General features: G+C 73.1%; 22 protein-coding genes. 2 read left to right on the top strand and 20 right to left on the bottom strand.

Annotated elements, in window-relative coordinates; all coding sequences use genetic code 11:
• Positions 1–4 precede the first annotated feature (4 nt).
• From LQ940_RS00960 to LQ940_RS00910, 11 genes are all read right to left on the bottom strand, one after another.
• A complete protein-coding gene (locus LQ940_RS00960; protein ID WP_231241044.1) occupies positions 5–1,105 on the bottom strand; it encodes a phosphatase PAP2 family protein in 1,101 nt (366 codons plus the stop codon).
• 97 nt (positions 1,106–1,202) lie between these two features.
• The gene (locus LQ940_RS00955) at positions 1,203–1,970 is read right to left on the bottom strand and encodes a class I SAM-dependent methyltransferase (protein ID WP_231241045.1); all 768 of its coding nucleotides are present in this window, start codon (positions 1,968–1,970) and stop codon (positions 1,203–1,205) included.
• A complete protein-coding gene (locus LQ940_RS00950) occupies positions 1,967–2,998 on the bottom strand; it encodes a methylenetetrahydrofolate reductase C-terminal domain-containing protein (protein ID WP_231241046.1) in 1,032 nt (343 codons plus the stop codon). Before LQ940_RS00950 ends, LQ940_RS00955 begins: the two co-directional genes overlap by 4 nt.
• 97 nt (positions 2,999–3,095) lie before the next feature.
• Positions 3,096–3,776 (bottom strand): response regulator, encoded by a 681-nt coding sequence (locus LQ940_RS00945; RefSeq protein WP_231241047.1) that lies wholly within the window; start codon positions 3,774–3,776, stop codon positions 3,096–3,098.
• Entirely contained in the window at positions 3,773–6,310 is a 2,538-nt protein-coding gene (locus tag LQ940_RS00940; RefSeq protein ID WP_231241048.1) for an ATP-binding protein, read from the bottom strand. The genes LQ940_RS00945 and LQ940_RS00940 overlap by 4 nt, the downstream gene beginning before the upstream one ends.
• 33 nt (positions 6,311–6,343) lie before the next feature.
• Positions 6,344–6,967 (bottom strand): K(+)-transporting ATPase subunit C, encoded by a 624-nt coding sequence (kdpC, locus tag LQ940_RS00935; protein ID WP_231241049.1) that lies wholly within the window; start codon positions 6,965–6,967, stop codon positions 6,344–6,346.
• A 27-nt stretch (positions 6,968–6,994) separates the two neighbouring features.
• Positions 6,995–9,037, bottom strand: coding sequence for a potassium-transporting ATPase subunit KdpB (kdpB, locus tag LQ940_RS00930; RefSeq protein ID WP_231241128.1), 2,043 nt, complete (start codon positions 9,035–9,037; stop codon positions 6,995–6,997).
• 62 nt (positions 9,038–9,099) lie between these two features.
• Positions 9,100–10,764 carry a potassium-transporting ATPase subunit KdpA gene (gene kdpA, locus LQ940_RS00925; protein WP_231241050.1) on the bottom strand — a complete coding sequence of 555 codons (1,665 nt, stop codon included), beginning with the start codon at positions 10,762–10,764 and terminating at the stop codon, positions 9,100–9,102.
• Positions 10,761–10,925: a hypothetical protein gene (locus LQ940_RS00920; RefSeq protein ID WP_231241051.1), complete on the bottom strand. Its 165-nt coding sequence runs from the start codon at positions 10,923–10,925 to the stop codon at positions 10,761–10,763. Before LQ940_RS00920 ends, kdpA begins: the two co-directional genes overlap by 4 nt.
• A 130-nt stretch (positions 10,926–11,055) precedes the next feature.
• Entirely contained in the window at positions 11,056–11,895 is an 840-nt protein-coding gene (locus LQ940_RS00915; RefSeq protein WP_231241052.1) for an SDR family oxidoreductase, read from the bottom strand.
• Between the two features lie 33 nt (positions 11,896–11,928).
• Entirely contained in the window at positions 11,929–12,678 is a 750-nt protein-coding gene (locus LQ940_RS00910; protein ID WP_231241053.1) for an SDR family NAD(P)-dependent oxidoreductase, read from the bottom strand.
• A gap of 88 nt (positions 12,679–12,766) precedes the next feature.
• Between LQ940_RS00910 and LQ940_RS21695 the strand changes: the two genes are divergently transcribed.
• A complete protein-coding gene (locus tag LQ940_RS21695; RefSeq protein ID WP_269217224.1) occupies positions 12,767–13,357 on the top strand; it encodes a TetR/AcrR family transcriptional regulator in 591 nt (196 codons plus the stop codon).
• Between the two features lie 173 nt (positions 13,358–13,530).
• A complete protein-coding gene (locus tag LQ940_RS00895; RefSeq protein WP_231241054.1) occupies positions 13,531–15,156 on the top strand; it encodes an ABC transporter substrate-binding protein in 1,626 nt (541 codons plus the stop codon).
• A 74-nt stretch (positions 15,157–15,230) separates the two neighbouring features.
• Here the strand turns inward: LQ940_RS00895 and LQ940_RS00890 are convergent, their stop codons facing one another.
• The 9 genes from LQ940_RS00890 to LQ940_RS00850 all read right to left on the bottom strand — a co-directional run bounded on the left by LQ940_RS00890 (position 15,231) and on the right by LQ940_RS00850 (position 25,157).
• Positions 15,231–16,646, bottom strand: a complete 1,416-nt coding sequence (locus LQ940_RS00890; protein ID WP_231241055.1) for an amidase — start codon at positions 16,644–16,646, stop codon at positions 15,231–15,233.
• The gene (locus tag LQ940_RS00885; RefSeq protein ID WP_231241056.1) at positions 16,643–17,638 is read right to left on the bottom strand and encodes an oligopeptide/dipeptide ABC transporter ATP-binding protein; all 996 of its coding nucleotides are present in this window, start codon (positions 17,636–17,638) and stop codon (positions 16,643–16,645) included. Before LQ940_RS00885 ends, LQ940_RS00890 begins: the two co-directional genes overlap by 4 nt.
• A complete protein-coding gene (locus LQ940_RS00880) occupies positions 17,628–18,635 on the bottom strand; it encodes an ABC transporter ATP-binding protein (protein WP_231241057.1) in 1,008 nt (335 codons plus the stop codon). The genes LQ940_RS00885 and LQ940_RS00880 overlap by 11 nt, the downstream gene beginning before the upstream one ends.
• The gene (locus LQ940_RS00875) at positions 18,632–19,714 is read right to left on the bottom strand and encodes an ABC transporter permease (RefSeq protein WP_231241058.1); all 1,083 of its coding nucleotides are present in this window, start codon (positions 19,712–19,714) and stop codon (positions 18,632–18,634) included. Before LQ940_RS00875 ends, LQ940_RS00880 begins: the two co-directional genes overlap by 4 nt.
• Positions 19,701–20,654: an ABC transporter permease gene (locus LQ940_RS00870; protein ID WP_231241059.1), complete on the bottom strand. Its 954-nt coding sequence runs from the start codon at positions 20,652–20,654 to the stop codon at positions 19,701–19,703. The genes LQ940_RS00875 and LQ940_RS00870 overlap by 14 nt, the downstream gene beginning before the upstream one ends.
• A 38-nt stretch (positions 20,655–20,692) precedes the next feature.
• Positions 20,693–21,973: an NADH:flavin oxidoreductase gene (locus tag LQ940_RS00865; RefSeq protein ID WP_231241060.1), complete on the bottom strand. Its 1,281-nt coding sequence runs from the start codon at positions 21,971–21,973 to the stop codon at positions 20,693–20,695.
• Positions 21,970–23,643 carry a class I adenylate-forming enzyme family protein gene (locus LQ940_RS00860; protein ID WP_231241061.1) on the bottom strand — a complete coding sequence of 558 codons (1,674 nt, stop codon included), beginning with the start codon at positions 23,641–23,643 and terminating at the stop codon, positions 21,970–21,972. Before LQ940_RS00860 ends, LQ940_RS00865 begins: the two co-directional genes overlap by 4 nt.
• A gap of 114 nt (positions 23,644–23,757) precedes the next feature.
• Entirely contained in the window at positions 23,758–24,528 is a 771-nt protein-coding gene (locus LQ940_RS00855) for an SDR family oxidoreductase (protein ID WP_231241062.1), read from the bottom strand.
• Positions 24,525–25,157 carry a TetR family transcriptional regulator gene (locus LQ940_RS00850; RefSeq protein WP_231241063.1) on the bottom strand — a complete coding sequence of 211 codons (633 nt, stop codon included), beginning with the start codon at positions 25,155–25,157 and terminating at the stop codon, positions 24,525–24,527. Before LQ940_RS00850 ends, LQ940_RS00855 begins: the two co-directional genes overlap by 4 nt.
• Positions 25,158–25,179: the final 22 nt, after the last annotated feature.

Genomic DNA, 25,179 nt, shown 5'->3' with positions numbered 1-25,179 from the left:
CGGATCAGGCGGCCGGCTCGTCCTGCACCTGGCGGGTCGAGCTCGGCTCGACCTCCGGCGGGTCCAGGCCGTGCTTGCGCCCGACGTCGTTGCCGGTCCACCGCGCCCCCAGGTAGAACGCGATGACCGCGATCGCCACGCCGCCGATGTCGTCGGCTACGTAGTGCCAGCCGAAGTAGAGCGTGGCGACGACGGTGGCGAAGAAGTTGACCCAGAACAGGATCCGCAGCCCCCGGTGGCGCACGGTGTGCTGGACCATCAGGGCCCACAGCAGCGAGATCGCCGTGTGCAGGCTCGCGAATCCGGCAACCCCCTGGTGGTCGTGCTCGCCCCACAGGAAGCCGTGGCGCGCGTTGACCAGGGAGTCCATGAGGTCGGTGGTCCCGGTGTGGGCCAGGTCGGCGACCAGCGGCGGGTACGCCAAGCCCGGACCCACCGTGGGCAGCGCGTAGTAGCAGAGCACCCCCAGCGTCCACGCGATCCCTTGCGACGTGACGAACCACCAGCCGAAGCCGGTGTTGCGCGACCACACCAGCCAGATCGTCACCAGGATCGCGACGAGCGGGATGTAGGCGAGGTAGACGCTGGAGAGCAGGTGCGCGGCGATGTTGGTGCCGAGCAGGTCGTGCAGCACCGGGGCGGGGTCGTGGCCGAAGAAGAGCGCCCGGTCCAGCAGATGCAGCTCGCGGTCGTACTTCTCGGACCTGATCACGGGCAGCAGGGACTTGAGGTTGCGGTAAGAGACGTAGACGACGTAGAAGCACGAGATCCCGACGACGACCAGCTTCAGGCGCTCGCGCGTCCAATGGGAGGTGAGGCGCTCGCGCACGGCCGCCTTGGTCCGCCCCGGGTGGAGCCGGCCCACCCACAGCGCGCGCGGCAGGAGGTCGGCCAGGACCGCGGCGCCACACAGGACCGGCAGGCGCACCCACGACGGCCCCAGGAAGCTGCCCTCCGGGTCCGCGATCGGCTCGCCGGTCACGGCGCTGCCCACGGCCGCCGCCGTGCCGATCGCCAGGGCGATCACGGCGAGCGGGAGCCACACCGGACGCCGTCGGCCTCCTGTGGGCCCAGGGCGGATGCCCGTCGAGGTCCCCTCGGTCACGTTCGTTGGCTCCTCGGTCGCAGACGGCTCGTACGCAACCACGATATTCGCCGCCCCCACCACGGCCGACGGCGAGGCGACGCCCAGGCGTCCGAGCCTACGTGGGGACGGCGACGCAGCTGACCAGGCGCCCGACGACGAGGCCCTCCCCGATCAGGCCGACGATGGTGTCCTGCTGCTCCTGCGCGCGCTGCCAGCGCTCGTCGTCGCTGTGCCGGTCCCGGATCAGGTCCTCCACGCGGTCCGCGGCCTCCTGCCAGTCGTCGGGTGTGCCGGGGAGGTCGGTCAGCAGCGTCTGCCCGACCACCAGGAGGCCGCTCGCCCCCAGCTCGTCGAGGAGCTCCTGGTGGCTGGGGAAGTGGTTGCCCTCCGCCTGGTCGGGCAGCGAGTCCACCGCTCGTTCGTAGACGAGCAGACCGACGGCGCCCCCCGCCACCACGACGCGCCGTAGCTCGGCGAGGTAGGGGCGCTTGTCCGCCAGGGTGCAGAGCACGCCCAGCGACCAGGCCGCCTCGACGCTGCCGTCGCGAAACGGCAGGGCGGCGCCGTCGGCCACCACGACGGGGCGGCCGAACAGCGAGCGCGAGGCGCGGCACGCCCCCTCCATCGGCTCGGCGAGGAGCGGTCGGACCCGCCACGACCGTGCGGCGTACTCGGAGGGGCCGCCCACGCCGGCCCCGGAGTCCAGCAGTCGCGCGCCCTCGCCGAGCCCCATCGCGGTGCCCAGCCAGTCGAGGGCGTCCGGGCTGCCGCTCCCCCGGCACGCGGCCGGCAGGGCGTGGTCCTCGCCCAGCGCCCGTACCGCGGACGCCGTCCAGGACGCCACGGTGTCGAACTCGTCGATCATCGGCTCAGCCTCGATCATCGCCCCTCCTTGATCCGGCGGCCGATCTCGGCCTTGACGTGGGCGCCGGCCAGCGCGCCGTCCTCCGACGCGAGCCCGGACAGGTTGACGCCCGAGACCCCCGCGACGGCCAGCAGCGCCCTGGCCTCCCGCACCGCGGTCTCGATACCCGCCTCGCGGACATCGGATGCACCCAGCACCCGTTCGACCTGCGCCGGGTCGACGTCCAGGCCGGGGAAGCGCTGCAGGACCCTCGCCGACCTCTCGTCGGTGTAGACGGCCACGCCCGCGATCACCGGGATCGTGAGCCCTTCGGCACGGGCCGCCGCGACGAAGCCAGCGACCTGCGCCGGGCTGCCCACGTGGTTGAGGACCGCCAGGTGCGCCCCGGCCGCCTGCTTCTGGAACAGGCGGGCCGGACGAAGCTGGCGGGGGGCGGCGGACGGCGCCTCGGGCACGGCGACCGCGTGACCGGTCTGGGACGCAAGGGCCGCCAGCTGGGTGCCGTCGAGGTCGAAGACCTGGGTGACCTCCGGCCGCATCCCGGCGGCGCGTGCGTCGCCGGTCACGCACAGCACCCCGTCGACGCCTGCCACGGCAAGACCGGCCAGCTCCTGCTCCAGGACCACCCGGTTGCGGTCCCGGCAGGCCAGGGTCACCCAGGGCACCCCGCCGGCCTGCGTCACGAGCGCGGCCATCAGGGAGGGCGGGAAGTCCGGCCGGTTCTGATGCTCGCCGACGAGGACGGCGTCGCAGGACCCGCTCAGCGCCTCGACGACGTCCCCCAGCCCGGCGGCGTCGAAGGGCGGGATCGTCAGGTCGGTCACCACGGCGGCGCCGGCTCGCGCCGCCGCGAGCAGCGTGCTCTCCGGAGCCGGGCGCACGGGCGCCTCCCGGTCCCAGCGCACCACGGCGGCGCCCGGGGCTGCGAACGGGCACGGCCGCGAGTCCACCTCACAGGAGCCGTCGTCGTGCACTCCCCCGCAGGGGCCGAACACCATGCGCTTGGGGCACGAGGGGACCTCACGCTCGACGTGACCGCCAGCCATGCGACGTGCCTCCCGGGGATCGAAGCGCCGCGGGCACTGCCGCGGCCGGTGCTCGCACGTTACGTGACGCCGGCTCAGCCCCCCGAGGCCGACGCCGCTACGGCTCCAGGATGTAGCCCAGCCCCGAGCTCGTCAGGAGGTAGCGAGGATGCGCCGGGTCGTCCTCCAGCTTGCGGCGCAGCTGGGCGATGTAGACGCGCAGATAGTGGCCCTCTCGCTCGTAGGTGGGCCCCCACACCTCGCGCAGGATCTGCTGGCGCGGCACCAGCATCCCGACGTTGCGCGCCAGGAGCTCCAGGAAGGCCCACTCGGTCGGGCTGAGCCGGACGTCGACCCCGTGCTTGGCCACCTTCTTGCGCCCCATGTCGATGACGAGCGGACCGACCTCGAGCACGGCGGGGGTCGGCGTCCCGCCCTCGGCGCGTCGCACGGCGGCGCGCAGGCGGGCGAGGAGCTCGCCGATGGCGAACGGCTTGGTGACGTAGTCGTCCGCGCCCAGGTCGAGCGCCTCCACCTTGTCCTCGCCTCCCTGGCGCGCGGACAGCACCACGACCGGCACCGCACTCCACTCCCGCAGCGAGGCCAGGACCGTGGTGCCGTCCAGGTCGGGCAGACCGAGGTCGAGCAGGACCACGTCGGGGCGGACCTCCGCCACCGCCTGGAGGGCGCCGGTGCCGTCGCCGGCGGTGTGCACCTGCCAGCCCGCGGCTCTCAGGTTGATGCTCAGGGCACGGACCAGGGCCGGCTCATCGTCGACGATCAGGACGCTGGGGCTCATGACGCGGATCCCTCCACTTCCGGCGCTGGGAGCGGTGCCGGGCCCGGGGAGGGCGCCCTCGGCAGCGACAGCACCATCGTCAAGCCGCCACCGGGAGTCTCCTCCGCGGAGAGCACGCCGTCGATGGCCTCGGCGAGCCCCCGGGCGACCGCCAGGCCCAGCCCCAGTCCACCGGGCGCGGAGTCCGAGAGCCGCTGGAAGGGCTCGAACATGCGCTCGCGCTGGTCCGGAGCGACCCCCGGCCCGCGGTCGACGACCAGGATGTCGACGGTGTCGGGCAGGGCGTGGGCGAGCACCCGCACGGGGCCGCCGTCGGCGGCGCGCACGGCGTTGGTCACCAGGTTGGCCACCACCCGCTCGAGCAGCCCGGCGTCGGTGAGGACGAGCGGGGTCGACTCCGCGAAGTCGAGGCGCACCGAGCCGGGAGCGCTCCCCGCGACGGCCAGGGGGATGACCTCGTCGAGGCTACGGGCCCTCATGACCGGCCGGATGAGCCCGCTCTGCAGCCGGGAGAGGTCCAGCAGGTTGTCGATGAGCCCCTCGAGCTGCGCGGTGGACCCGTCCACGGCGGTGGTGAGCTCATGACGGTCGGTGTCGCTCAGCTGCGAGGTCATCAGCGCGTCGACCGAGGCCCGCACGATCGCCAGCGGCGTACGCAGGTCGTGCGAGACCGCGCGCAGCAACGCGGTCGAGGTGGCGTCGGCACGCTCCAGCGTGGCGGCCCGCTCGTCGCGGTCGCGCAGGCGCCGGTACTCCAGCACCAGGCTGGTCTGGACCGCGAAGGCCTCGAGGACCCGCTGATCGGTGGCCCTGAGGGCCTGCCCGCACAGGACGAGGACGTGGTCCTCGTCGACCTTGACGCGGGTGTCGCCGTCCTCCGGCCGCTCGGCGCCACCGGGTCCGGCGGACGCCAGGACGCGCCAGCCGGCGTCGGCCCGCTCCAGGAGAGCGACGCAGGTCTGGCCGAAGGTCTCACGCAGCCGCTCGACGATGGCCTCGGCCGTGTCCTGTCCCGTGAGCACCGAGCGCGAGAGCGAGCCCATGGTCGCGGCCTCGGTGCGGGCCCGCAGGGCGTCCGCCGTACGCCGCGAGGCGCGGTCGACGACCGTGGCGACGGCGGCCGCAACCGCCACGAACACCAGCAGCCCGAGGACGTCGGCCGGACGCGAGATCGCCAGGTCCCCGACCGGGGGCGTGAACCAGTAGTTGAGGCTCAGGAAGCCCACGAACGCTGCCAGCAGCGCCGGCAGCAGCCCGCCGACGAAGGCGACCAGCACCGCCGCCCCGAGCAGCAGGAGGCTGGCCAGGGTCAGCTGGTCGGTGTCCTCGAAGCCGTGGAGGACCAGTGCGAGGCCCAGCGGCAGGAGGACCGCGCTTGCCCACCCGACCAGCTGACGCGCCCGCGACAGCGGCGAGAGCGTACGCGGCCGCGCCAGGGCGCCGGCGACCTCCTCGTGCGTCACGAGGTGGACGTCCACGGCGCCCGCCAGCCGGGCGATCCGGTCCCCGGTCGACCCGGTGAAGAGCCGCCGGAGCCCGCCGTGTCGCGACACCCCGACCACGATCATGGTGGCGTTGGCACCGGTGGCGAAGTCGACCACCGCCTGCGAGACGTCCTCCCCCACGACCGAGTGGAAGGAGCCGTCCAGCGAGGCCACCAGCTGCTGGGCGCGCAGGATCCTCGCCTCGTCGGGGTTGCGCAGCCCGTCGGAGCTGAGGACGTGCACCGCGAGCAGCTCCGAGCCCGCGGAGCGCTGCGCCATGCGGGCCCCCCGGCGGATGAGGGTCTCGCTCTCGGGACCGCCGGTGACAGCGACGACGATGCGCTCCTTGGTCGGCCAGGGCGACTCGATCCGGTGGGCCCTGCGGTAGTCGTCGAGGGCGTCGTCGACCCGGTCCGCGAGCCACAGCAGGGCCAGCTCGCGCAGGGCGGTGAGGTTGCCGACGCGGAAGTACGACGTCAGGGACGCGTCGATGTTGTCGGCCTGGTAGATGTTGCCGTGCGCCATGCGCCGGCGCAGCGCATCGGGCGCCATGTCGACGAGCTGGATCGAGTCGGCGGTGCGGACGACGACGTCCGGCACCGTCTCTCGCTGCCGCACGCCGGTGATGCGCTCGACCTCGTCGTTGAGCGACTCCAGGTGCTGGATGTTCACGGTCGTGATGACGTCGATGCCCGCCGCGCGGAGCTCGGCCACGTCCTCGGCCCGCTTGCGGTGCCGGCTCCCGGGGACGTTCGTGTGCGCCAGCTCGTCGACCAGCACGACGGCCGGCCGGCGGGCGAGGATGGCCGCGACGTCCATCTCGGAGAACGTCGTGCCCCGGTAGGAGATCTCGGCCCGGGGCAGGACCTCGAGGCCGTCCACCTGCGCCGCGGTGTGCGCGCGCCCGTGGGTCTCGACGAAGCCGACAACGACGTCGGTGCCGCGCTCGCGGCGGCGCCGCGCCTCCCCCAGCATCGCGAACGTCTTGCCGACCCCCGGGGCGGCGCCCAGGTAGACCGTCAGCCGGCCGCGCCGCGGATCATCGCCCATGGGCGTGATTCTCGTCGTCGCCGCAGGTGTGCGTCACCCGGCTCCACCCCCGGAGGCCGCGAGGACGTCGATGTTGAGCCGCAGGACGTTCACCCTCGTCTCCCCGAGCACGCCCCAGGTCCGCCCTTCGGTGTGGGCCAGCACGAGTCGCCGTATCTCGTCCTCGCTCAGCCCGGTGCTCGCCGCCACGCGCGAGACCTGGAGGTCGGCGTAGGCCTCGGAGATGTGCGGGTCGATGCCCGAGCCGGAGGCGGTGAGGGCGTCGACCGGCACCTGCGCGGGCTCCACCCCCTCCCGGGCGGCCACCTCGGAGCGGCGCTCCTCGATGGCCTCGACGAGCTCGGCGCTCTCGGGTCCGTGGTTCGAGCCGTAGGTCGAGAGCAGGTCGTAGCCGTCCCCCGCCGCCGAGGGCCGGGGATGGAACAGCCCGTCGGACTCGGTGAGCTGGCCGATGAGGCTCGCGCCGACGGCCTCGTCGGCGGAGTCCGCGTGCTCACCGCCCTCGGTGACCAGGGAGCCGTCCGCCTGCCAGGGGAACACCACCTGGGCGACACCGGTCACGAGCAGGGGGTAGGCGACGCCGCACACCACCGTGGCGGCGAGAAGCATCCGCAGGCCGGCCAGGCTGTGGCGGAACAGTGCGTAGAGATCCTTCATGATGAGACGTCTTCCAATCGGGTTTCGTCAGAGGCCGGGGATGAGTGAGACGACCAGGTCGAGGAGCTTGATGCCGACGAACGGCGCGACCAGCCCTCCGAGCCCGTAGATCAGCAGGTTGCGGCGCAGCAGGTCCGAGGCCGACGCCGGCCGGTAGGCCACCCCCCGCAGCGCCAGCGGGATGAGCGCGACGATGACGAGCGCGTTGAAGATGACCGCCGACACGATCGCCGACTCCGGCGAGGACAGCCGCATGACGTTGAGGACGTCGAGCTGCGGGAAGGCCACCACGAACATGGCGGGCAGGATCGCGAAGTACTTCGCGACGTCGTTGGCGACCGAGAACGTCGTCAGGGCGCCGCGGGTGATCAGGAGCTGCTTGCCGATCTCGACGATGTCGATGAGCTTCGTGGGGTCCGAGTCGAGGTCGACCATGTTGCCGGCCTCCTTGGCCGCGGTCGTGCCCGTGTTCATGGCCACGCCGACGTCGGCCTGGGCCAGGGCGGGGGCGTCGTTCGTGCCGTCGCCGCACATGGCGACCATCCGCCCGCCCTGCTGCTCCCGGCGGATCAGCGCCAGCTTGTCCTCGGGAGTGGCCTCGGCGAGGAAGTCGTCGACACCGGCCTCCGCGGCGATCGCCTTCGCCGTGAGCGCGTTGTCCCCGGTGATCATCACCGTGCGGATGCCCATGGCGCGCAGCTCCTCGAAGCGCTCGCGCATGCCCTCCTTGACCACGTCCTTGAGGTGGATCACGCCCAGCAGGCGGGCGGGGGCGTCCCCGCGCTGCTCCGCGACCACCAGCGGGGTCCCGCCGCCGGCGCTGATGCGGTTGACGTGGTCGTCGATCTCCGACGAGAGCTCACCGCCGGAGTCGCGCACCCACCGGGTCGCGGCCGAGGCCGCACCCTTGCGGACTCGTCGGCCGTCGGCGTCCAGACCGCTCATCCGGGTGGTGGCCGAGAACTCCACCATCACGGCGCCCGCCGGCACCGGCCGTCCCTCCCCGGTGAGCGCCACGATGCTGCGCCCCTCCGGCGTCTCGTCGGCCAGGGAGGAGAGGAGCGCGGCGTCGACGAGCTCCTCGCGGGACACCCCGGGGACGGTGAGCAGCTCGGAGGCCTGGCGGTTGCCGTAGGTGATGGTGCCGGTCTTGTCCAGCAGCAGGACGTCGACGTCACCGGCCGCCTCGACGGCACGGCCCGACATCGCCAGCACGTTGCGGCGTACGAGCCGGTCCATGCCCGCGATGCCGATCGCGGAGAGCAGGGCCCCGATGGTGGTGGGGATGAGGCAGACGAGCAGGGCGGTCAGGACGATCAGCGACTGGTGCGCGCCGCTGTAGTCGGCCACGAACCACAGGGAGACGCAGACCACGACGAAGATGGCGGTCAGCGAGGTGAGGAGCACGTTGAGGGCGACCTCGTTGGGGGTGCGCTGCCGTTCGGAGCCCTCGACCAGGGCGATCATCCGGTCGACGAAGGACTGGCCCGGGTCGGAGGTGATCTTGACCGCGATCTCGTCGGAGAGGACGACGGTGCCGCCCGTGACCGCGCTGCGGTCGCCCCCGGACTCCCGGATGACCGGTGCCGACTCCCCGGTCACGGCCGACTCGTCGACGCTCGCGACGCCCTCGACGACATCGCCGTCGCCCGGGATCCGCTCCCCGGCGCGCACCAGGACCACGTCGCCGGCGCGCAGCGACGTGCTGGGCACCTCCTCGACGGCCAGCGAGAGGAAGGCACCCGGGCCGCGCCGGCCCTCCGCGGAGCCCGTGACGCGCCGTGCCGACGTCTCCTGCTGCAGGGCGCGCAGGCTCGCGGCCTGCGCCTTGCCCCGCCCCTCGGCGACGGACTCGGCGAGCGCCCCGAAGAGGACCGTCAGCCACAACCAGACGGTGACCAGCCAGCCGAGCGTGCTGGGGTCGAGCACCGACATCACGGTCGTGCCGGCGGCGCCGGCCTCGACGACGAGCATGACCGGGGTCGCCAGGAGCTGGCGCGGGTCCATCTTGCGCAGCGCCCCCGGGAGGGCCTCGCGCAGCAGCGCCGGGCTGAGGCTCAGGGCCGGCATCGGCGCCTTGGGCGCGGTGGGGGTGTGGCCGACCTCGTCGGGCCTGGGCTGGACATTGACGTTCACGACAGGGACTCCACGATCGGACCGAGGGCGAGCACCGGCACGTAGGTCAGACCGACCACGACCAGGGCGACGCCCGAGAGGAGGACCGCGAAGAGCGGTCGGTGGGTGGGGAGGGTGCCGGCACCCGGTGGCAGCCGCTGCTGGGCGGCGAAGCGCCCCGCCAGGGCCAGCACGAAGATCATCGGCAGGAACCGCCCGAGGAGCATCAGCATCCCGAGCAGCGAGTTCCAGAACGGGGTGCCCGAGGTCAGTCCGCCGAACGCGCTGCCGTTGTTGTTGGAGGCCGACGTGACGGCGTACAAGGCCTCGGAGAGCCCGTGCGGCCCCGACGCCTGCAGCCCGGCGAGCCCGTCCTTGGCGGTGATGGCGATGGCGATGCCGCTCAGGACCAGGACCGGCGTGGCGAGGACGTAGAGGGCCACCAGGACGATCTCGCGCTGGCCGATCTTCTTGCCCAGGTACTCCGGGGTCCGCCCCACCATCAGGCCGGCCAGGAAGACGGTGACGATGGCCAGCATGAGCATGCCGTAGAGACCGGAGCCGACGCCTCCCGGAGCGATCTCGCCCAGCATCATGTTGAACATCGCGACCCCGCCACCGGGCGCCGTGAACGAGTCGTGCATGGAGTTGACGGCACCGGTGGAGGTCCCGGTCGTCGCCGCGCCGAAGAGCGCGGAGCCCGCCTCGCCGAAGCGCGTCTCCTTACCCTCCATGGCGCCGCCCGCCAGCCCGGGCGCCGTCCCCGGGGCCGCCATCTCGGCCCAGGTGAGCAGCCCCACGGAGACGGTGAGCAGGAGCGCCATCACGCCGAGGATGGCGACGCCCTGGCGCCGGTCCTTGACGATCAGCCCGAAGGCCCAGGCCATGGCGAAGGGGATGAGCAGCATCAAGAAGATCTGCAGCAGGTTGGTCAGCGGGGTGGGGTTCTCGAAGGGGTGGGCGGAGTTGACGTTGTAGAAGCCGCCGCCGTTCGTGCCGAGCTGCTTGATGACCTCCTGGCTGGCCACCGGGCCGCCCGTGATCTGCTGGGTCCCGCCGCTCAGCGTGGTCACCGACCGGGCGCCGCTGAGGTTCTGGACCACGCCGAGGGCGACCAGGAGCAGCGCCGAGACGACCGCGAACGGCAGCAGGACCCGGACGACCGAGCGCACCAGGTCGGACCAGAAGTTGCCGACGCGACCGTCCCGCCTCTGACCGGCCAGCCCCCGCGCGAAGGCGGCGGCGACCGCGATGCCGACGGCGGCGCTCACGAAGTTCTGGACCGCGAGGCCCGACATCTGGAAGAGATGCCCCGCGGCCGCCTCGCCCGAGTACCACTGCCAGTTGGTGTTGGTGACGAAGGAGACCGCCGTGTTCCACGCGCCGTCACTGGGCAGGCCCGGGAAGCCGAGGCTCAGCGGCAGGTGGGCCTGCAGGCGCCCAAGGCCGAACAGGAAGAGGATGCCGACCAGCGAGAAGCCCAGGACCGACATCGCGTAGGTCCGCCAGTGCTGCTGGGCGTCGGGGTCGACGCGCAGCAGGCGGTAGGACACCCGCTCCACCGCGAGATGCCGATCACTGGTGAGCACGTGGGCGAGGTAGCGGCCCAGGAGCGGCACGGTGATCGCGAGCGCGACGACGAGGACCAGGATCTGGCCGATCGCCGGACCGACGGCGCTCACGTGGCGCCGCCCTCGGCGACGAGGTCGCGGCGTGGCTCAGCGGGCCCACCGGCCTCGCGGGGTGGTGACTCCGACGCGCCCGAGCGGTCGAGGACGCCGACGAGCAGCGCGAGAAGGACGAAGACCCCCAGGGTCACGAGGACGTAGATGAGATCGAGCACGGAGCCATTCCTAGACCTCGGATCTCGCCGCCTGCGCGCTCTTGACGCTTCCCTGACGCCTCCCGGGCCCGGTCTTGACGCATCGTTTGCGGCGACGTGATCCGGACCACGTCGACGGGGGCCGGCCGAGTCAGGCTGCGGGCGGCGGCCGGTAGTCGTCGGCGTCGGTGGAGAAGGCGAGGTCTCGTTGCTCCTCGAGGCGGGCGAGCCGGGTCTGCAGGGCCTCGCGGATCATCGTGTAGGCGTCCGAGCCGAGCGAGAGCCTGGCCGGCAGCTGGTCACGCTCGGCGGCCGCGATCATCGCCCTCGCCATCTTGCGGGGGTCTCCCGGCATGGCCTCGCGCGCCACCGAGTCGACCCGGAGGACACCCCCGTCGTAGCGGGTGTGAGGGGCGCCGATCCTGGCCGACGAGCCGGCGAACTCGGTCCGGGACATGCCGGGCTCGACCAGCATCGTCTGGATCCCGAACGGCGCCACCTCGGGGCCGAACGCCTCGAAGAAGCCCTCGATCGCCCACTTCGAGGCGTGGTAGACCGACAGGCCCGGGAACCCGACCTGCCCGCCGAGGCTGGAGAGCTGGAGGATGCGGCCGCCGCCCTGGCCCCTGAGGTGCGGCACCAGGGCACGGGCCAGCTGGATGGAGGCGACGACGTTGGTGTCGAGCTGCCGCAGGATCTCGGCGTCGTCGAGCTCCTCCGCCGCGCCGAAGAGCCCATAGCCGGCGTTGGAGACGGCGACGTCGACGGTGCCGAGCTCAGCGAACGCCTCGTCGACGACCCGGCGCAGCGCCGGCGTGTCGGTCACGTCGAGGGTGCGCACCCACAGCCGCGTGCCGTGCCGGGACTGCAGGTCGGCGAGAGCGTCGGGCCGGCGCAGGGTGGCCGCGACGGTGTCGCCGCGCTCGAGAAGCAGCTCGGTCAGGCTGCGTCCGAAGCCGCTGGAGGTTCCGGTGATGAGCCAGGTGGTCATGGTGATCTCCTTGATCGGCGGTGTGCTGAGGGGTCAGGCGACGGGCCCGAGGGCGAAGCCGCCATCGGCGATGAACTCGGAGCCGGTCGAGAACGCGGCATCCTCGGAGGCGACGAACAGGACGTACTGCGCGATCTCGGCCGTGCTCGCCTGTCGGGGGATCGCGAAGCCGTCGACGGGGACCAGCTCCTGGTGGGTGGCCGGGTCGTAGGCCAGCGGGGTGTCGATGATCCCGGGATGGACCGCGTTGACGCGGATGCTCTTGCGCGCCAGCTCCGCGGCTGCGGTCCGGGTGAGACCCCGCAGAGCCCACTTGCTGGCGGAGTAGGCCACGAGGCCGGGCGCGGCGTGCAGCCCGGCGATCGAGGAGATGTTGACGATCGAGCCGGCGCCCGCCCTCACCATGCTCGGCACGACGGCGCGGATCCCCAGGAACGAGCCCGTGAGGTTGGTGTCGATGACCGCTCGCCAGGCGTCCACCGGGACCGACTCGACGGTGCCGACCTGGAGGTTGGCCGCGTTGTTGACCAGGACCGAGACCGGCCCGGCGACCTCCTCGGCATGCCGGACGGCGGCCTGCCACTGCTCCTCGCTGGTCACGTCGAGGCCGACCGCGTTCGCGCGGGCGCCGAGGTCGCGGGCCAGGCGCTCGCCGGCCACGCGGTCGCGCGCCGCGACGACCACGTGGGCGCCCTCGGCGTGGAAGGCCCTCGCCAGCGCCTCTCCCAGGGCGCCGGTGGCGCCGGTGACGAGCACGGTCCGTGCCGTGAATCGTGAGCTCATGATCTGCCTCCTGTAACTATCTGGTTAGTTAGAAGGTAACCCACTAACCAGTTGGTGACAAGGGTCCGAGCCGCGCTAGGTTGGGCGGGTGACCCCCTCGGCGTCGACGACCACCCGTGACAAGGCAGCGACGCAGCGGCGTCTGCTCGACGCGGCGACGGCCGAGTTCGCGGAGTTCGGGCTCAGCGGGGCCCGGGTCGACCGGATCGCCGCGGCTGCCGAGGCCAACAAGCGGATGATCTACCTCTACTTCGGCAACAAGGAGACGCTCTTCGACCTCGTGGTCGCGGGCGCCCTCCAGCGCCTCATCGCCGCGGTGCCGCTCGACCCCGACGACCTGCCGGGCTACGCCGGCTCGATGTTCGACGCCCTCATGGACGACCCGGCGGTCTTCCGGCTCAGCATGTGGCGACAGCTCGAGCGGCCCGAGGCGACCGCGGCCGAGGTGGACTCCTACGCCGAGAAGGAGGCGGTCCTGAAGGACCGGGGCCTCGGCCGGACGGGCTCGCTGTCACCCCGCACGTACCTCGCCATCGTGCTGTCCGTCGCGCAGACCTGGCATCTCACCTCCCCCGCGCTCCAGCCCTCGCTGCCACCCCGCGCCGAGCTGCGCAGCGCCATCGTGGAGGTGGTGCGCCGCATGACCGACGATGCGGCAGCCACCGCAGGCGCCGGCTAGGGGCCCGCGCCCCCAGAGCGCGCTCGCCTGGACCCGAAGGCCGTGGGCCCACCCAGCGACCACCTCCCGGTGAGTGAGACCGCATCGGAGAGCGAAGTACGGCCACTCCTAGCGTGACGCATCACACACGATCCGGGCGTCCCGAGACGCCAGGACGACCCACTGGAGGATCAGTGAACCGCTTCACGACACGGGGCCGCATCGCCACCGCACTCCTCGCGGGCTCGCTGCTCGTGGCCGGATGCGCCAGCTCGGACAGCGAGGACGACGACGGGGACGGGGACGGTGGATCGTCCGCGCTGAGCAAGGAGGAGATCTACGCCGCCGGCGTCGTCGGCGTCACCGACGACCCGGGCGAGCCGCAGCAGGGCGGCACGCTCACGCTGGCCGACTACTCCGAGGCCCGCAGCCTCGACCCCACCAAGACCATCCCCAACGGCGCGGCCGGCGGCAACGCCCTCGCGGCGGTCTACGACGTCCTGATGCGCTACGACCAGGCCAGCGACAGCTTCGAGCCCTGGCTCGCCGAGTCGCTGACGACCGAGGACAACGTCACCTGGACGCTCACGCTTCGCGACGGCGTGATGTTCTCCGACGGCACCCCGCTCGACGCGGCCGCCGTGGTCGGCAGCCTCGGCTACTACATGGAGAACGCCGGCTACAACACGCTCCTGCTCGCCACCAACATCAAGGACATGCGGCCCGAGGGCGACTCGACGGTGGTGTTCACGCTCAACCAGCCGTGGATCACCTTCCCCAACATGCTGGCCAGCGGCCCCGGCATGGTCGTGGCGCCGGCAGCGTACGCCGGCGGGCCCGACGCCTTCGAGCCCATCGGTGCCGGGCCGTTCGTCATGGACAGCTACCAGCCGGCCGAGGAGCTCGTGCTCGCCGCCAACCCCGACTACTGGGGCGGGGCGCCGCACCTCGACGAGCTGCGCTTCGTATGGCTGGGCAGCGACGACGCCCGACTCGAGTCGCTCACCGACGGCACCGTCGACGCGGCCAACATCCGCGCCCCGCAGACCCTGGAGAAGGCCCGCAACGACGGCTTCGCGGGGATCATGTCGCCCAGCGGCCTGGCCACGATGTTCTGGCTCAACAACCGCGAGGGGCGCGCCGCGTCCGACGTACGGGTCCGCCAGGCCATCAACCACGCCATCGACCCGGTCGTCTACGCCGAGCGGGTGAGCGGCGGCGCCGGCCTGCCGGGCCGCAACATCTACTCGCCGAGCGCGCCCTACTTCGCCGAGGTCGAGACGTCGGACTACGACCTGGAGAAGGCCAAGTCGCTGCTGGCGGAGGCCAAGGCCGACGGGTACGACGGCACCCTGACCTACGTCGGCCAGTCCGACCAGGCCTCGCAGACCGGCGCGGTGACGATCCAGGCGATGCTCGAAGCGGCGGGATTCACCGTCAAGACCGACCTGCTGCGCAACATCGCCGACCAGACCCAGCGGATCTACGTCACCCACGACTACGACCTGGCGGTCTCGGCGATGAGCATCCCCGACGAGGACCCCTACTCCCGCCTGGCCACCAACCTGATCGGCGCCTCGCCGCAGAACCCCTCGGGCTACGCCAACCCCGAGATGGACGAGCTGATCGCCCAGCTGCAGGCGGCCGAGGGCGACGAGGCCACCGCGCTGCTGACGCAGATCAACGAGCTATGGCAGGAGACCGTGCCCGGCGTCGCGATGGGCGCAGGCGCGTTCTTCCAGCCCTGGAACGACGACGTCCACGGGATCACCTCGACCTCGGAGACGATGCTGCTGTTCGGCGACGCCTGGAAGGGCTGAGCCCGCATCGACGAAGCCCCCGCCCGGTCTCCGGGTGGGGGCTTCGTGGTCTCGGCGCGGTCGGGCCGCGGGCGTCAGCCGGCGTACGCCGGAGCGACGAGCGGCCAGGGCCGGGCCTGCTCGAGCTGGGCGGCGAGGGCGAGGAGGGTGCCCTCGGCGCCGAGGTCGCCCATCAGGTGTGCGCCCAGCGGCAGGCCGTCGCGGTCGAGGCCGCAGGGCAGGGAGAGCGCGGGCATGCCGGTCGCGTTGGCGACCGCGGTGAACGACGAGTAGTCGCCGGCGACCTGCCACATCACCTCCGGCCGCCTGGTGTCGAGGACACCGAGCTCGGGCACGGGCAGCGGCAGCGTCGGGGTGAGCAGCAGGTCGACGCGCTCGAAGATCGCGCCCAGCTGCCAGCCGACCTCCTGGACCGCGACGTGGGCGTCGTGCACCTCGACCGCGGTCATGGTGGCGCGATAGTGGTCGTGCAGCATCCGGGTGAACGGCTCGAGGTCGTCCTCGCGCAGCTCGCGGCCGAGCTCGCCGAGCCGGTGCCCGACCTCGGCCAGCAGCGAGACGCCCATGAGCGTGGCGAACCCCGCGGTCGCCAGCCCGGCGTCGTACGCCGGCGAGACCTCGTCGACCACGTGGCCCAGGTCCTCGCACAGGGTTGCCGTGGTGCGGACCGCCTCGACCACCTGCGGGTCGACGGCGCCGCCGTCGGCGCGCCGGGTGACCAGCCCGATGCGCAGCCGGGCCGGGGGCCGGGCCGCCTGCTCGGCGAACGGCGTCGCGGGCGTGGGGGCGGCGAACGCGTCGCCGCGCACCGGCGCGCTGGTGAGGTCGAGCAGCAGGGCGCTGTCGCGCACCGAGCGCGTGAGCACGTGGTTGGCTGTCAGCGGGGCGGCGAGACTGCTGGCCGCCGGGAAGGTCGTGACGCGCCCGCGGCTCGGCTTCAGACCGAACAGCCCGCACATCGACGCGGGGATCCGCAGCGAGCCGCCGCCGTCGTTGCCGTGGGCGAGCGGCACCAGGTCGGCGGCGACGGCGGCCGCGGAGCCGCCAGAGGACCCGCCGGCCGAGCGGCCGGTCGACCACGGGTTGCGGGTCGGGCCGTGCAGGAGCGGCTCGGTGCTGGCGCTCTTCCCGAGCTCCGGGCTGTTGCTGGTGCCGAGCACGACCATGCCGGCCGCGCGGTAGCGGCGCACCAGCTCGCTGTCGACGGTCGCGACGTCGTCGACCCACAACCGGCTGCCGCGGGTGGCCGGCAGACCGGCCACCCGCATGCCGAGGTCCTTCACCAGCAGCGGCACCCCGTGCAGCGGCCCGGGTGGCAGGACCGCGTCGACCTCGGCGAGGGCCCGCTCGAACCGCTCGGAGACCACGCAGCCGAGGACCGCGTCGTGCTCCTCGATGCGGGCGATGGCGCGCTCGACGACCTCGCGGGCCGACACCTCGCCGGACCGGATCGCGGCGGCGGTCGCGGTGGCGTCCGCGTACGTGGTCACGCAGGCCCCTGGCGCTCGGCGTGGTGGCAGGCGACGAACTGTCCCGGCGCAAGCTCCCGCAGCACCGGCTCCTCGACGGCGCAGCGCTCGGTGGCCAGCGGGCAGCGGGTGCGGAAGCGGCACCCGGACGGCGGGTCGAGGGGCGAGGGCAGCTCGATCGCGCGGGCCGGCTGGGGCACCCGGTCGGCGTCGACGGCGCTCGGCACCGAGTCGAGCAGGAGCCGGGTGTAGGGGTGCCGCGCCGAGGTCTCGAGAGCGGCCGAGGGCAGCACCTCGCAGGTCTTGCCGAGGTACATCACCAGGACCCGGTCGCTGATGTTCTTGACCACGGCGACATCGTGCGCGATGAACACCATGCTGAGCTCGAAGCGCTCGCGGGCCCGCTCGAGGAGGTTGAGGATCTGCGCCTGCACCGACACGTCGAGGCTGGACACCGGCTCGTCGCAGATGAGCACGTCGGGGTCGAGCGCGAGCGAGCGGGCGATGGCCACGCGCTGGCACTGGCCCCCCGACAGCTCGTGCGGTCGGCGGTCGCGCACGGTCTCGGGGTCCAGGCCCACGGAGGTCAGCAGCTCGTCGACGACGCGGGCGCGGTCACGATCGCCCCAGCCCCAGATCTCGAGCCCCTCGACGACGATGTCGCCGACCCGGCGGCGCGGGTTGAGCGCGGACACCGGGTCCTGCAGCACCAGCTGCATCCGAGCCCGCGCCCGCCGCATGTCGCGCGGCGAGAGGGCGGTCAGCTCGGTGTCGCCGAGCCGTACGGTGCCCGACGTGGGCGGCGGCAGCTGCATGAGGGCACGCCCGGCGCTGGACTTTCCGCAGCCGGACTCCCCCAGGATGCCGAGGGTCTCGCCCGGCAGCAGGTCGAGGTGCAGGCCGGAGACGGCGTGCACCGTGCCGCCCGCGACCCGGAACTCGACGACGAGGTCGTCGACGGCCAGCGCCAGGTCGCGGTCGGGGCGCAGGTGGGCGGTTCCGCTACCGGCCATGTCCGGCTCCTGACGACTCGTGGACCGGGTGGTGGCAGGCGACCAGGCGGTCGTCGGCGCCGAGCACCAGCTCCGGGAGGTCCTCGAGGCACCGGTCCGTGGCCCGGGGACACCGCGGCGCGAAGCGGCAGCCCGCGGGGGGTCGGGCCATGTCGGGCGGGCTCCCCTCGATCGAGCGCAGCACGGTGTGCGGTGGGTCGCCCAGCCGTGGGATCGAGCCGAGCAGCGCGTCCGTGTAGGGGTGCTGGGCGGCGCCGAAGACGTCGCGGGTCGTGCCGGACTCGACGGTGCGGCCGGCGTACATCACCTGGATGCGGTCGGTGCGGCCGACGACCGCGCCGAGGTCGTGGCTGACCAGGATCATGGCCATCGTCCGGTCGCGCACGAGCGAGGCGAGCAGGTCGAGGATCTGCTGCTGGACGGTCACGTCGAGGGCGGTGGTGGGCTCGTCGGCGATGAGCAGCCGCGGGTCGCAGGCCAGCGCGGCGGCGATCACGACGCGCTGGCGCATGCCGCCGGAGAGCTCGTGCGGGTACTGCCGGGCCCGGCGGGCCGGATCGGGGATGCCGACCTGGCGCAGCAGGTCGACCGCTCGGTCGGCGGCCTCGGCGCGCGAGCAGCGCAGGTGGCGGCGCAGCGTCTCAGTGAGATGGGTGCCGACCCGCTTGACCGGGTTGAGCGAGGTCATCGGGTCCTGGAAGACCATCGCCACCTCGGGTCCCCACAGCCGGCGGCGGTGCCGCGGGTGCAGCGCATGCACGTCCTGGCCTCCGATGCGAACGCGGCCGCTCACCGTGGTGGTCGGGCCGCTGGCGACCAGACCCATCACGGTGCGCCCGAGCACCGACTTGCCGGAGCCCGACTCACCGACCAGGCCGAGGGTCTCGCCCGGCGCGAGGGTGAGGGAGACGCCGTCGACGGCGCGGACATCGCCGCGGGCGGTGTGGAAGACGGTGCGCACGTCCTCGACGACGAGGAGGGGGTCGGTGGTGGTCACAGCTTCGCGCTCCTCGGGTCCCAGGCCTTCTGCGCCCTCTCGCCGAGCAGGTTGAAGGAGAAGACGGTGAGGAAGAGGCAGACGGCCGGGACCACGACCAGGTACGGATGCTCCTCCATGACGCCTCCCTGGCCCTCGGCGATCATGTTGCCCCAGGTGGGCGCCGGCTGCTCGATACCGATGCCGAGGAACGACAGCGACGCCTCGGCCACGACCAGGACCGAGATCATCACGACCGCGAGGGAGAGCACCGGCAGGACGACGTTGGGCAGCACCTCACGGCGCAGCAGCCGCCAACGGCTGGCCCCCATCGCGCGGGCGGCCAGCACGAACTCGCGCTCGGCGACGGCGATCGTGCTGGCCCGAGCCAGGCGCACCATGCTCGGGATCGTCAGCAGCGACAGCGCGAACGCGATGCTGCGCACGCTGGGCTCGAGCACCGCCCCGAGGGCGATGAGCAGGATCAGCGGGGGCACGGCGAGCAGCGCGTTGGAGAGCACGCCGACCACCCGGTCGGTCGTGCCGCGCAGGAAGCCCGAGACCATCCCGACCAGGCCGCCGACCGTGGTGCCGACGAGCACCGCGAGCAGGGCGACGAGGATCGACGTACGAGCTCCGTGGATGGCGCGCGAGAGCACGTCGAGGCCGTAGTTGTTGGTGCCGAGCGGGTGCTCCGAGCCGAGGTCGGGCGCGGCGAAGATCGGCTCGCTCAGCCCGGCGACGGAGTCGTCGTGGTTGCCCAGCGGGAGCCAGGGCGCCAGGGCGGCCGCCCCGAGCACCAGCACCAGCCAGGCGACGCCCAGCCACAGGACGACGTCCACCGGACGCCCGAGCAGGCCGCGCGCGAGGCGGCTCAGCCCGGCGACCACGACGAGCAGGCCGGCGACGACCAGCACCGCGCGAGCGGCGGTGACCACGGCATCGCTGCCGACCGACCAGGCGGCGAGGCCGGCGCCGGCCACGACGAGCGCAGCGCCGGTGGCCACGAGCCGGCCACGACGCTGGCGCGGACCGAGGGCTGCGCCGGCGACGGGCTCGACGGGCGCGACGTCGGGCAGCACCGGGTCAGACGCGAGCACGACGGGTCCGGGGGTCGAGGAGGCCGTAGGACCAGTCGATGAGCGTGTTGCTGCCGACGTAGACCACGGCGACGACGAGCACCGCCCCCTGCACCACGGGGTAGTTGCCCTGGTTGGCGGCGTCGATGACGAGCTTGCCCATCCCGGGCAGGGCGAAGAGGTACTCCACGATGACAGTGCTCCCGACGAGGCGACCGATGCTGAGGCCGAGGATCGTGACCAGCGAGAACGACGAGGGCCGCAGGGCGTCGCTCAGCAGGATCCGCAGCGGGGTCATGCCGCGCGCCCGGGCCGAGAGGATGAAGTCCTCGCGCAGCGTGGTCACGAGGTCGTTGCGCAGGATCCGAGTGAACATCGCCGCCTCCATCAGCGCGATGGTGAGGGCGGGCAGGAACGCGTGGTGCAGGTTGCCGGTGACGCTCTCGCCCAGGCGCACCCACTCGTTGCGCGGGAACAGGTCGAGGGTGTTGACCAGAAGCGCTATCAGCAGCAGCCCCACGAGGAACGACGGCATCGACAGCAGCCCGAACGTCGCCGCACTGATCGACCGGTCGGCGCGGCCTCCGGGGTGGGAGGCCGACCACATGGCCAGTGGCACGGCGATCGCCAGGGCCATCACCAGCCCGAGCAGGGCCAGCTCGAGGCTGACCGGAAGGGCGGAGACGATGCGGTCGAGCACCGGCCCCTGCGGTGGCACCAGCGAGGTGCCGAGGTCACCGGTGACGGCACCGCCGAGCCAGTCGAGGTAGCGGCTCCAGAACGGCTCGTCCAGGCCGAGCTGGCGGCGCAGGGCGTCGTACTCCTCGGGGGCCCGGCCCTCGCCCAGCACGGCCACGGCCGGGTCGCCGGGGACCAGCGCCAGCAGCCCGAACACGCCGACGCTCACCAGCAGCAGGACGGCGACCAGCTCCAGGAGGGGAAGCAGGAGACGCCGGATCACCGACCGAACCTCGCACCGGCCCCGCGGCGCCGCCGAGATCAGTCCCACTCACCGGAAGCGACCGGCGGGGGCGGCGCGGCGTACCCCTCGGTCGTGCCCCAGAGCGCTCCGCGGCTGGTCCGGCGCTCGACCAGGACGCAGCGGACGCCGGTGTAGTTGGTCGGCATGCACTTGTTGCAGTGCACGCACAGCGAGCGGGCCCCGGCGTCGCGCTGCAGCCGGTCGACCAGGTCGGGCTCGCGGAGGAGCGCGCGCGCCATGGCGACGAACTCGAAGCCCTCCGCCATCGCGGTGTCCATCACCGCCCGGTCGGTCACGCCGCCCAGCAGCACCATCGGAAGGTCGACGGCGGCGCGCACCTGGCGGGCGTCCTCGAGCAGGAACGCGTCGCGGTAGGGGTAGCTCTTGAGCAGCCGGTGGCCGACGAGGTGGACACCGGCGCGGATCGGCTGCGGCATGATCCCGGCGAACTCGGCCAGCGGCACGTCGCCCTTGAAGAGGTACATCGGGTTGAGCAGCGAGCTGCCCGCGGTCAGCTCGAGAGCGTCGAGCGTGCCGTCGGCCTCGAGCCACTGCGCGACCGGGATGGCCTCGTCGAGCCAGAAGCCTCCGGGCACGCCGTCGTCCATGCCGAGCTTGGCGATGACGGCGATCCGGTCTCCGACCGCGTCGCGCACCGCCCGCATCACGTCGCGGGCCAGGCGGGCACGGTTGCCCAGGCTGCCGCCGTAGTCGTCGGTGCGGCGGTTGAGCTTGGGGCTGAGGAACGCGCTGGCCAGGTAGTTGTGGCCCAGGTGCACCTCCACGGCGTCGAAGCCCGCGTCGACGGCCATCGCGGCGGCTCGGCCGTGGGCGGCCACGATCCGCTCGAGGTCGGCGACCTTGGCGGCCCGGGAGGTGCTCATCGCGAGGATGTTGGCGCGGCGGCTCGGCCCGAGGGCCGGCGACCGGTTGCTGCGTGACTCGGCGACCGGGCCGCCGTGGCCGATCTGCGCCGAGACCGCGGCTCCGGCGTCGTGCACGGCCTCGGTCAGCGCTCGCAGGCCGGGCATCGCCTCGTCGGTCCACACCACCTGGTGGCGATCCGTGCGCCCGTCCTTCGCGACGGCGCAGTAGGCGACGGTGGTCATCCCGACGCCGCCGCGGGCGTAGGCGACGTGGAAGTCGACGAGGTCCTGGGTGACCTGCCCGCGGTGGCTCAGCCCCTCGTACGTCGCGGCCTTGATCGTGCGGTTGCGCAGGCGCAACGGACCGATCCGGCCCGGGGTGAAGACCTCCGGCACGGCGGGCTGGCCCACGGGACCCCTGGTGGTGCTCATGTGGTGACGGTGACGTCGGGGCGGCGGACCTTGCCCGTCGCATTGCGCGGCAGCGGCTCGGCGGTGATCCGCCACCGGGTCGGCACCTTGTAGTGCGCGAGCTCGGCGGCGACGTGGGCCTGCAGCGCCTGCTCGAGTCCGTCGGTGGCGGCGCCATCGCGGGTCACCACGACGGCGGCGACCTGCTGACCGAGGTCGTCGTCGGGGACCCCCAGCACCACGCACTCCGCCACCGCAGGGTGCTCGGCGAGCACGGCCTCGGTCTCGGCGGGGTAGACGTTCTCGCCGCCGCGGATGATCAGGTCGGAGCGGCGGGCCGACAGCCGGACCCTGCCCTTCTCGTCCAGGGTGCCGATGTCGCCGGTACGCAGCCAGCGCTGGTCGTCGAACGCCGCCCGGGTCGCCGCGTCGTCGGCCCAGTAGCCGAGCATGTTGTAGGCGCTGCGCACGCAGATGTCGCCCTCGACGCCGGCGGTCACCCGCTCGCCGAGGGCGTCGCGCACCTCCATCTCGACGCCGATGATGGGCGCGCCCAGGGTGCCGGGCGACTCCAGGAGGTCCGCCGGGGTCGCGACGGCGACCGCCGTGCACGACTCGGTCAGCCCGTAGCTGTCGACCAGCGCGCCCGCGAACGGCAGGTGCTCGCGCAGCCGGTCCTGGAAGGCCACCGACGAGGGTGCCGAGGCCAGCGAGAAGGCGTAGAGCGACGAGGTGTCGTAGTCGCGCACCCGCTCGAAGGCGAGCAGCCGGTTGGCCATGGTGGGCACGGCCCCCCAGTGGGTCACTCCGGCCTCCTGCACCAGCTGGAGCACCCGCGCCGGATCGAAGGCTCCGAGGTGCAGGGCGACGGTGCTGCCGCCGGCCAGACGAGGCACGGTCAGGTTGTGCAGGCTGCCGATGTGGAACAGCGGCATCGCCAGCAGGTAGACCTTGTCCTCGGGGGCCACCGGGTCGCCGAACATCGCGCTCAGCACGTCGTTGTGACGGTGGAACCCGAGCACCGCGCAGAGGTTGCGGTGGGTGTGGACCGCGCCCTTCGGGCGGCCCGAGGTGCCCGAGGTGAAGAGGATGACGCACGGGTCGTCCTCGTCGACGTCGGCCGAGGGCAGCGGCGCCTCGGGGTGAGCGGTGCAGCGCCGCTCGTGACCGGACTCGAGGTCGAGCACCGGCACGCCGGTCGACCCTGACGCCTCGCGCCGGCGCTCGTCGGCCAGCACCAGCACGGGGCTGGTGAGCTCCAGCGCCTGGGCCACCTCGCGCGGGGACCACCAGGCGTTGCAGCCGACCGCGATCGCACCGATCGACACCACGGCCCAGAACGACTCGATCCATGCCGGAGAGTTGGCGGCCGCGATCGCGACCCGGTCACCGCTGCGCACCCCGTGCTCCTCGCGCAGCACCTGCGCGAGCGAGGAGACCCGGCGGGCATGCTCGGCGAAGGTGAGCGTGGCCTCCAGGGACACGACGTACGGCCGGTCGCCGTGGCGCACGGAGTCGGCGAGCACCTCGTGCAGCGCGCGGTAACGCTCGACGAACACCGCGACCGGGGCGCCGAGGACCTGCTCGGTGCGCATCTCGCTGGGCCCGCCCGGGCCGGTGATCGCGGCGATCGCGGCGCGCGCCGCGGCGCCTTGCTCGGTCACGGCGTCCGCGTCAGTGGTCTGGCTCACAGCCAGAGGATGAGCCGACCGCGCCAGGTCGGCCCACGGCCCTCCCGGTGACCGGGACCGGAGCGGCCTCCGGGCCGGAGCGGCCTCCGGGCCGGAGCGCCCAGGCACGACGGGTCAGGGGCGGGCGAGGGCCTCGGCGCCGCCGTCGACGTAGACGACCTGGCCGGCCATGTGGGAGTTCTCCACCGACAGCAGCCAGGCGAGCGCATACGCGATGGTCTCGGGCGAGGCGTAGCCGTTGAGCGGCATCGGGACGGCGCGATCCATGACCTGCCTCCACTGCGGGTCGGAGACGAGCTCCTCGGTCATCGGGGTGAGCACGACCCCGGGAGCGATCGCGTTGAGCGCGATCCCGGCACCGGCGAAGTCGGCCGTGACGCTGACCCGCCGCAGCCAGCGCGCCAGCGCCGCCTTGGTCGAGGAGTAGATCTCGTGCGGCCGACCGTCGGCGAGCGCCGACTCGGCCAGGGCCAGAGCGGCGGGCTCGTCGCCGACGAGGCAGGCGTCGACCAGCGCGGCGTCGTGCGGCTGGATGGCCGAGATGGAGCCGACCAGAGCGACCCGGGGGGCGCTGGACGCGGCCAGGGCCGGACGTAGCCCGTCGACCAGCTCGGTGGTGCCGAAGTAGTTGACGCTGACCTGCGGGGCGCCGGCGCGGCTCAGGCCGGCGCAGGTGACCAGGCCGTCGAGGACTCCGCCGGTCAGCTCGGTGACCGCCGCGACTGCCTCGGCGCGGCCCTGCGCCGTGGAGAGATCGGCGACGACCTCGACGCCGGCGTCGGCCCGGTCGACCCCGATCACCCGGTCGCCGCGCTGGCGCAGCAAGGCGGCGGTGGCCGCGCCGATACCGGATGCGGAGCCGGTGACCGCGACGACGCGGCTCACGGCCGCGTCGCGTCGTAGCGAGGGCCGAGGAGCAGCCGGGCGGCCAGTCGAGTGTCGTGCTCGGCCTGCGGCAGGTCGATGACGCCGTTCAGGGTCGACACCAGGACGCCGTACCAGGTCTGCTCGACGATGCGGACCATCCGCAGGTCCTCGTCCTCCGGCTCGTCGCCGACCCCGAGCGCGGTGAGGAGCATGCGGTGGAAGGCCGCGTTGGCCTCGGTGTACTCCCGAGCGCCCTGCAGCTGCGCGGCGTTGTTGGCCTGGAGCATGGCGGTGGCCAGCTGCGGGCGGTGGAGCATCCGGCGGCTCGCGGCGACCAGCACGTCGGCCACCGCGTCGGCGCGCGAGCCCGAGCTCGCACCACCACGCTGCGCCAGGACGTCGTCCTGGCCGAGCTGGTCGACGTGACGGTGCAGCACCGCGACGAACAGGTCCGTCTTGGACGGGAAGTAGCGGTAGAGGGTCGCGATCGCCACGCCGGCCTCCTTGGCCACGTCATGCATCTGCATCCGCTCGAGCCCGTGCTCCGCGCCGAGCCGGCTGGCCGCGCGCAGCATTCGCCGATAGCGGTCCTTCTGCTCCGCCGAGCTCGGCTCGGCGGGCTGCCGGGCTTCGGTGATGCGGGGCACGGTCACCTCCTGGTCTGGTCGC

The organism is Nocardioides sp. cx-173 (assembly GCF_021117365.1).
Lineage (GTDB): Bacteria > Actinomycetota > Actinomycetes > Propionibacteriales > Nocardioidaceae > Nocardioides.
Note: the sequence above shows the minus strand (reverse complement) of the source record. Positions and strands in the feature narration are given on the sequence as shown.

Coding starts and splice junctions, on each gene's coding strand:
- kdpB (WP_231241128.1), bottom strand. CDS start 9,037: ATGCCGGCCCTGAGCCTCAGCCCGGCGCTGCTGCGCGAGGCCCTCCCG.
- LQ940_RS00915 (WP_231241052.1), bottom strand. CDS start 11,895: ATGACCACCTGGCTCATCACCGGAACCTCCAGCGGCTTCGGACGCAGC.
- LQ940_RS00950 (WP_231241046.1), bottom strand. CDS start 2,998: ATGGCTGGCGGTCACGTCGAGCGTGAGGTCCCCTCGTGCCCCAAGCGC.
- LQ940_RS00945 (WP_231241047.1), bottom strand. CDS start 3,776: ATGAGCCCCAGCGTCCTGATCGTCGACGATGAGCCGGCCCTGGTCCGT.
- LQ940_RS00910 (WP_231241053.1), bottom strand. CDS start 12,678: ATGAGCTCACGATTCACGGCACGGACCGTGCTCGTCACCGGCGCCACC.
- LQ940_RS00865 (WP_231241060.1), bottom strand. CDS start 21,973: ATGAGCACCACCAGGGGTCCCGTGGGCCAGCCCGCCGTGCCGGAGGTC.
- LQ940_RS00940 (WP_231241048.1), bottom strand. CDS start 6,310: ATGGGCGATGATCCGCGGCGCGGCCGGCTGACGGTCTACCTGGGCGCC.
- LQ940_RS00955 (WP_231241045.1), bottom strand. CDS start 1,970: ATGATCGAGGCTGAGCCGATGATCGACGAGTTCGACACCGTGGCGTCC.
- kdpC (WP_231241049.1), bottom strand. CDS start 6,967: ATGAAGGATCTCTACGCACTGTTCCGCCACAGCCTGGCCGGCCTGCGG.
- LQ940_RS00885 (WP_231241056.1), bottom strand. CDS start 17,638: ATGGCCGGTAGCGGAACCGCCCACCTGCGCCCCGACCGCGACCTGGCG.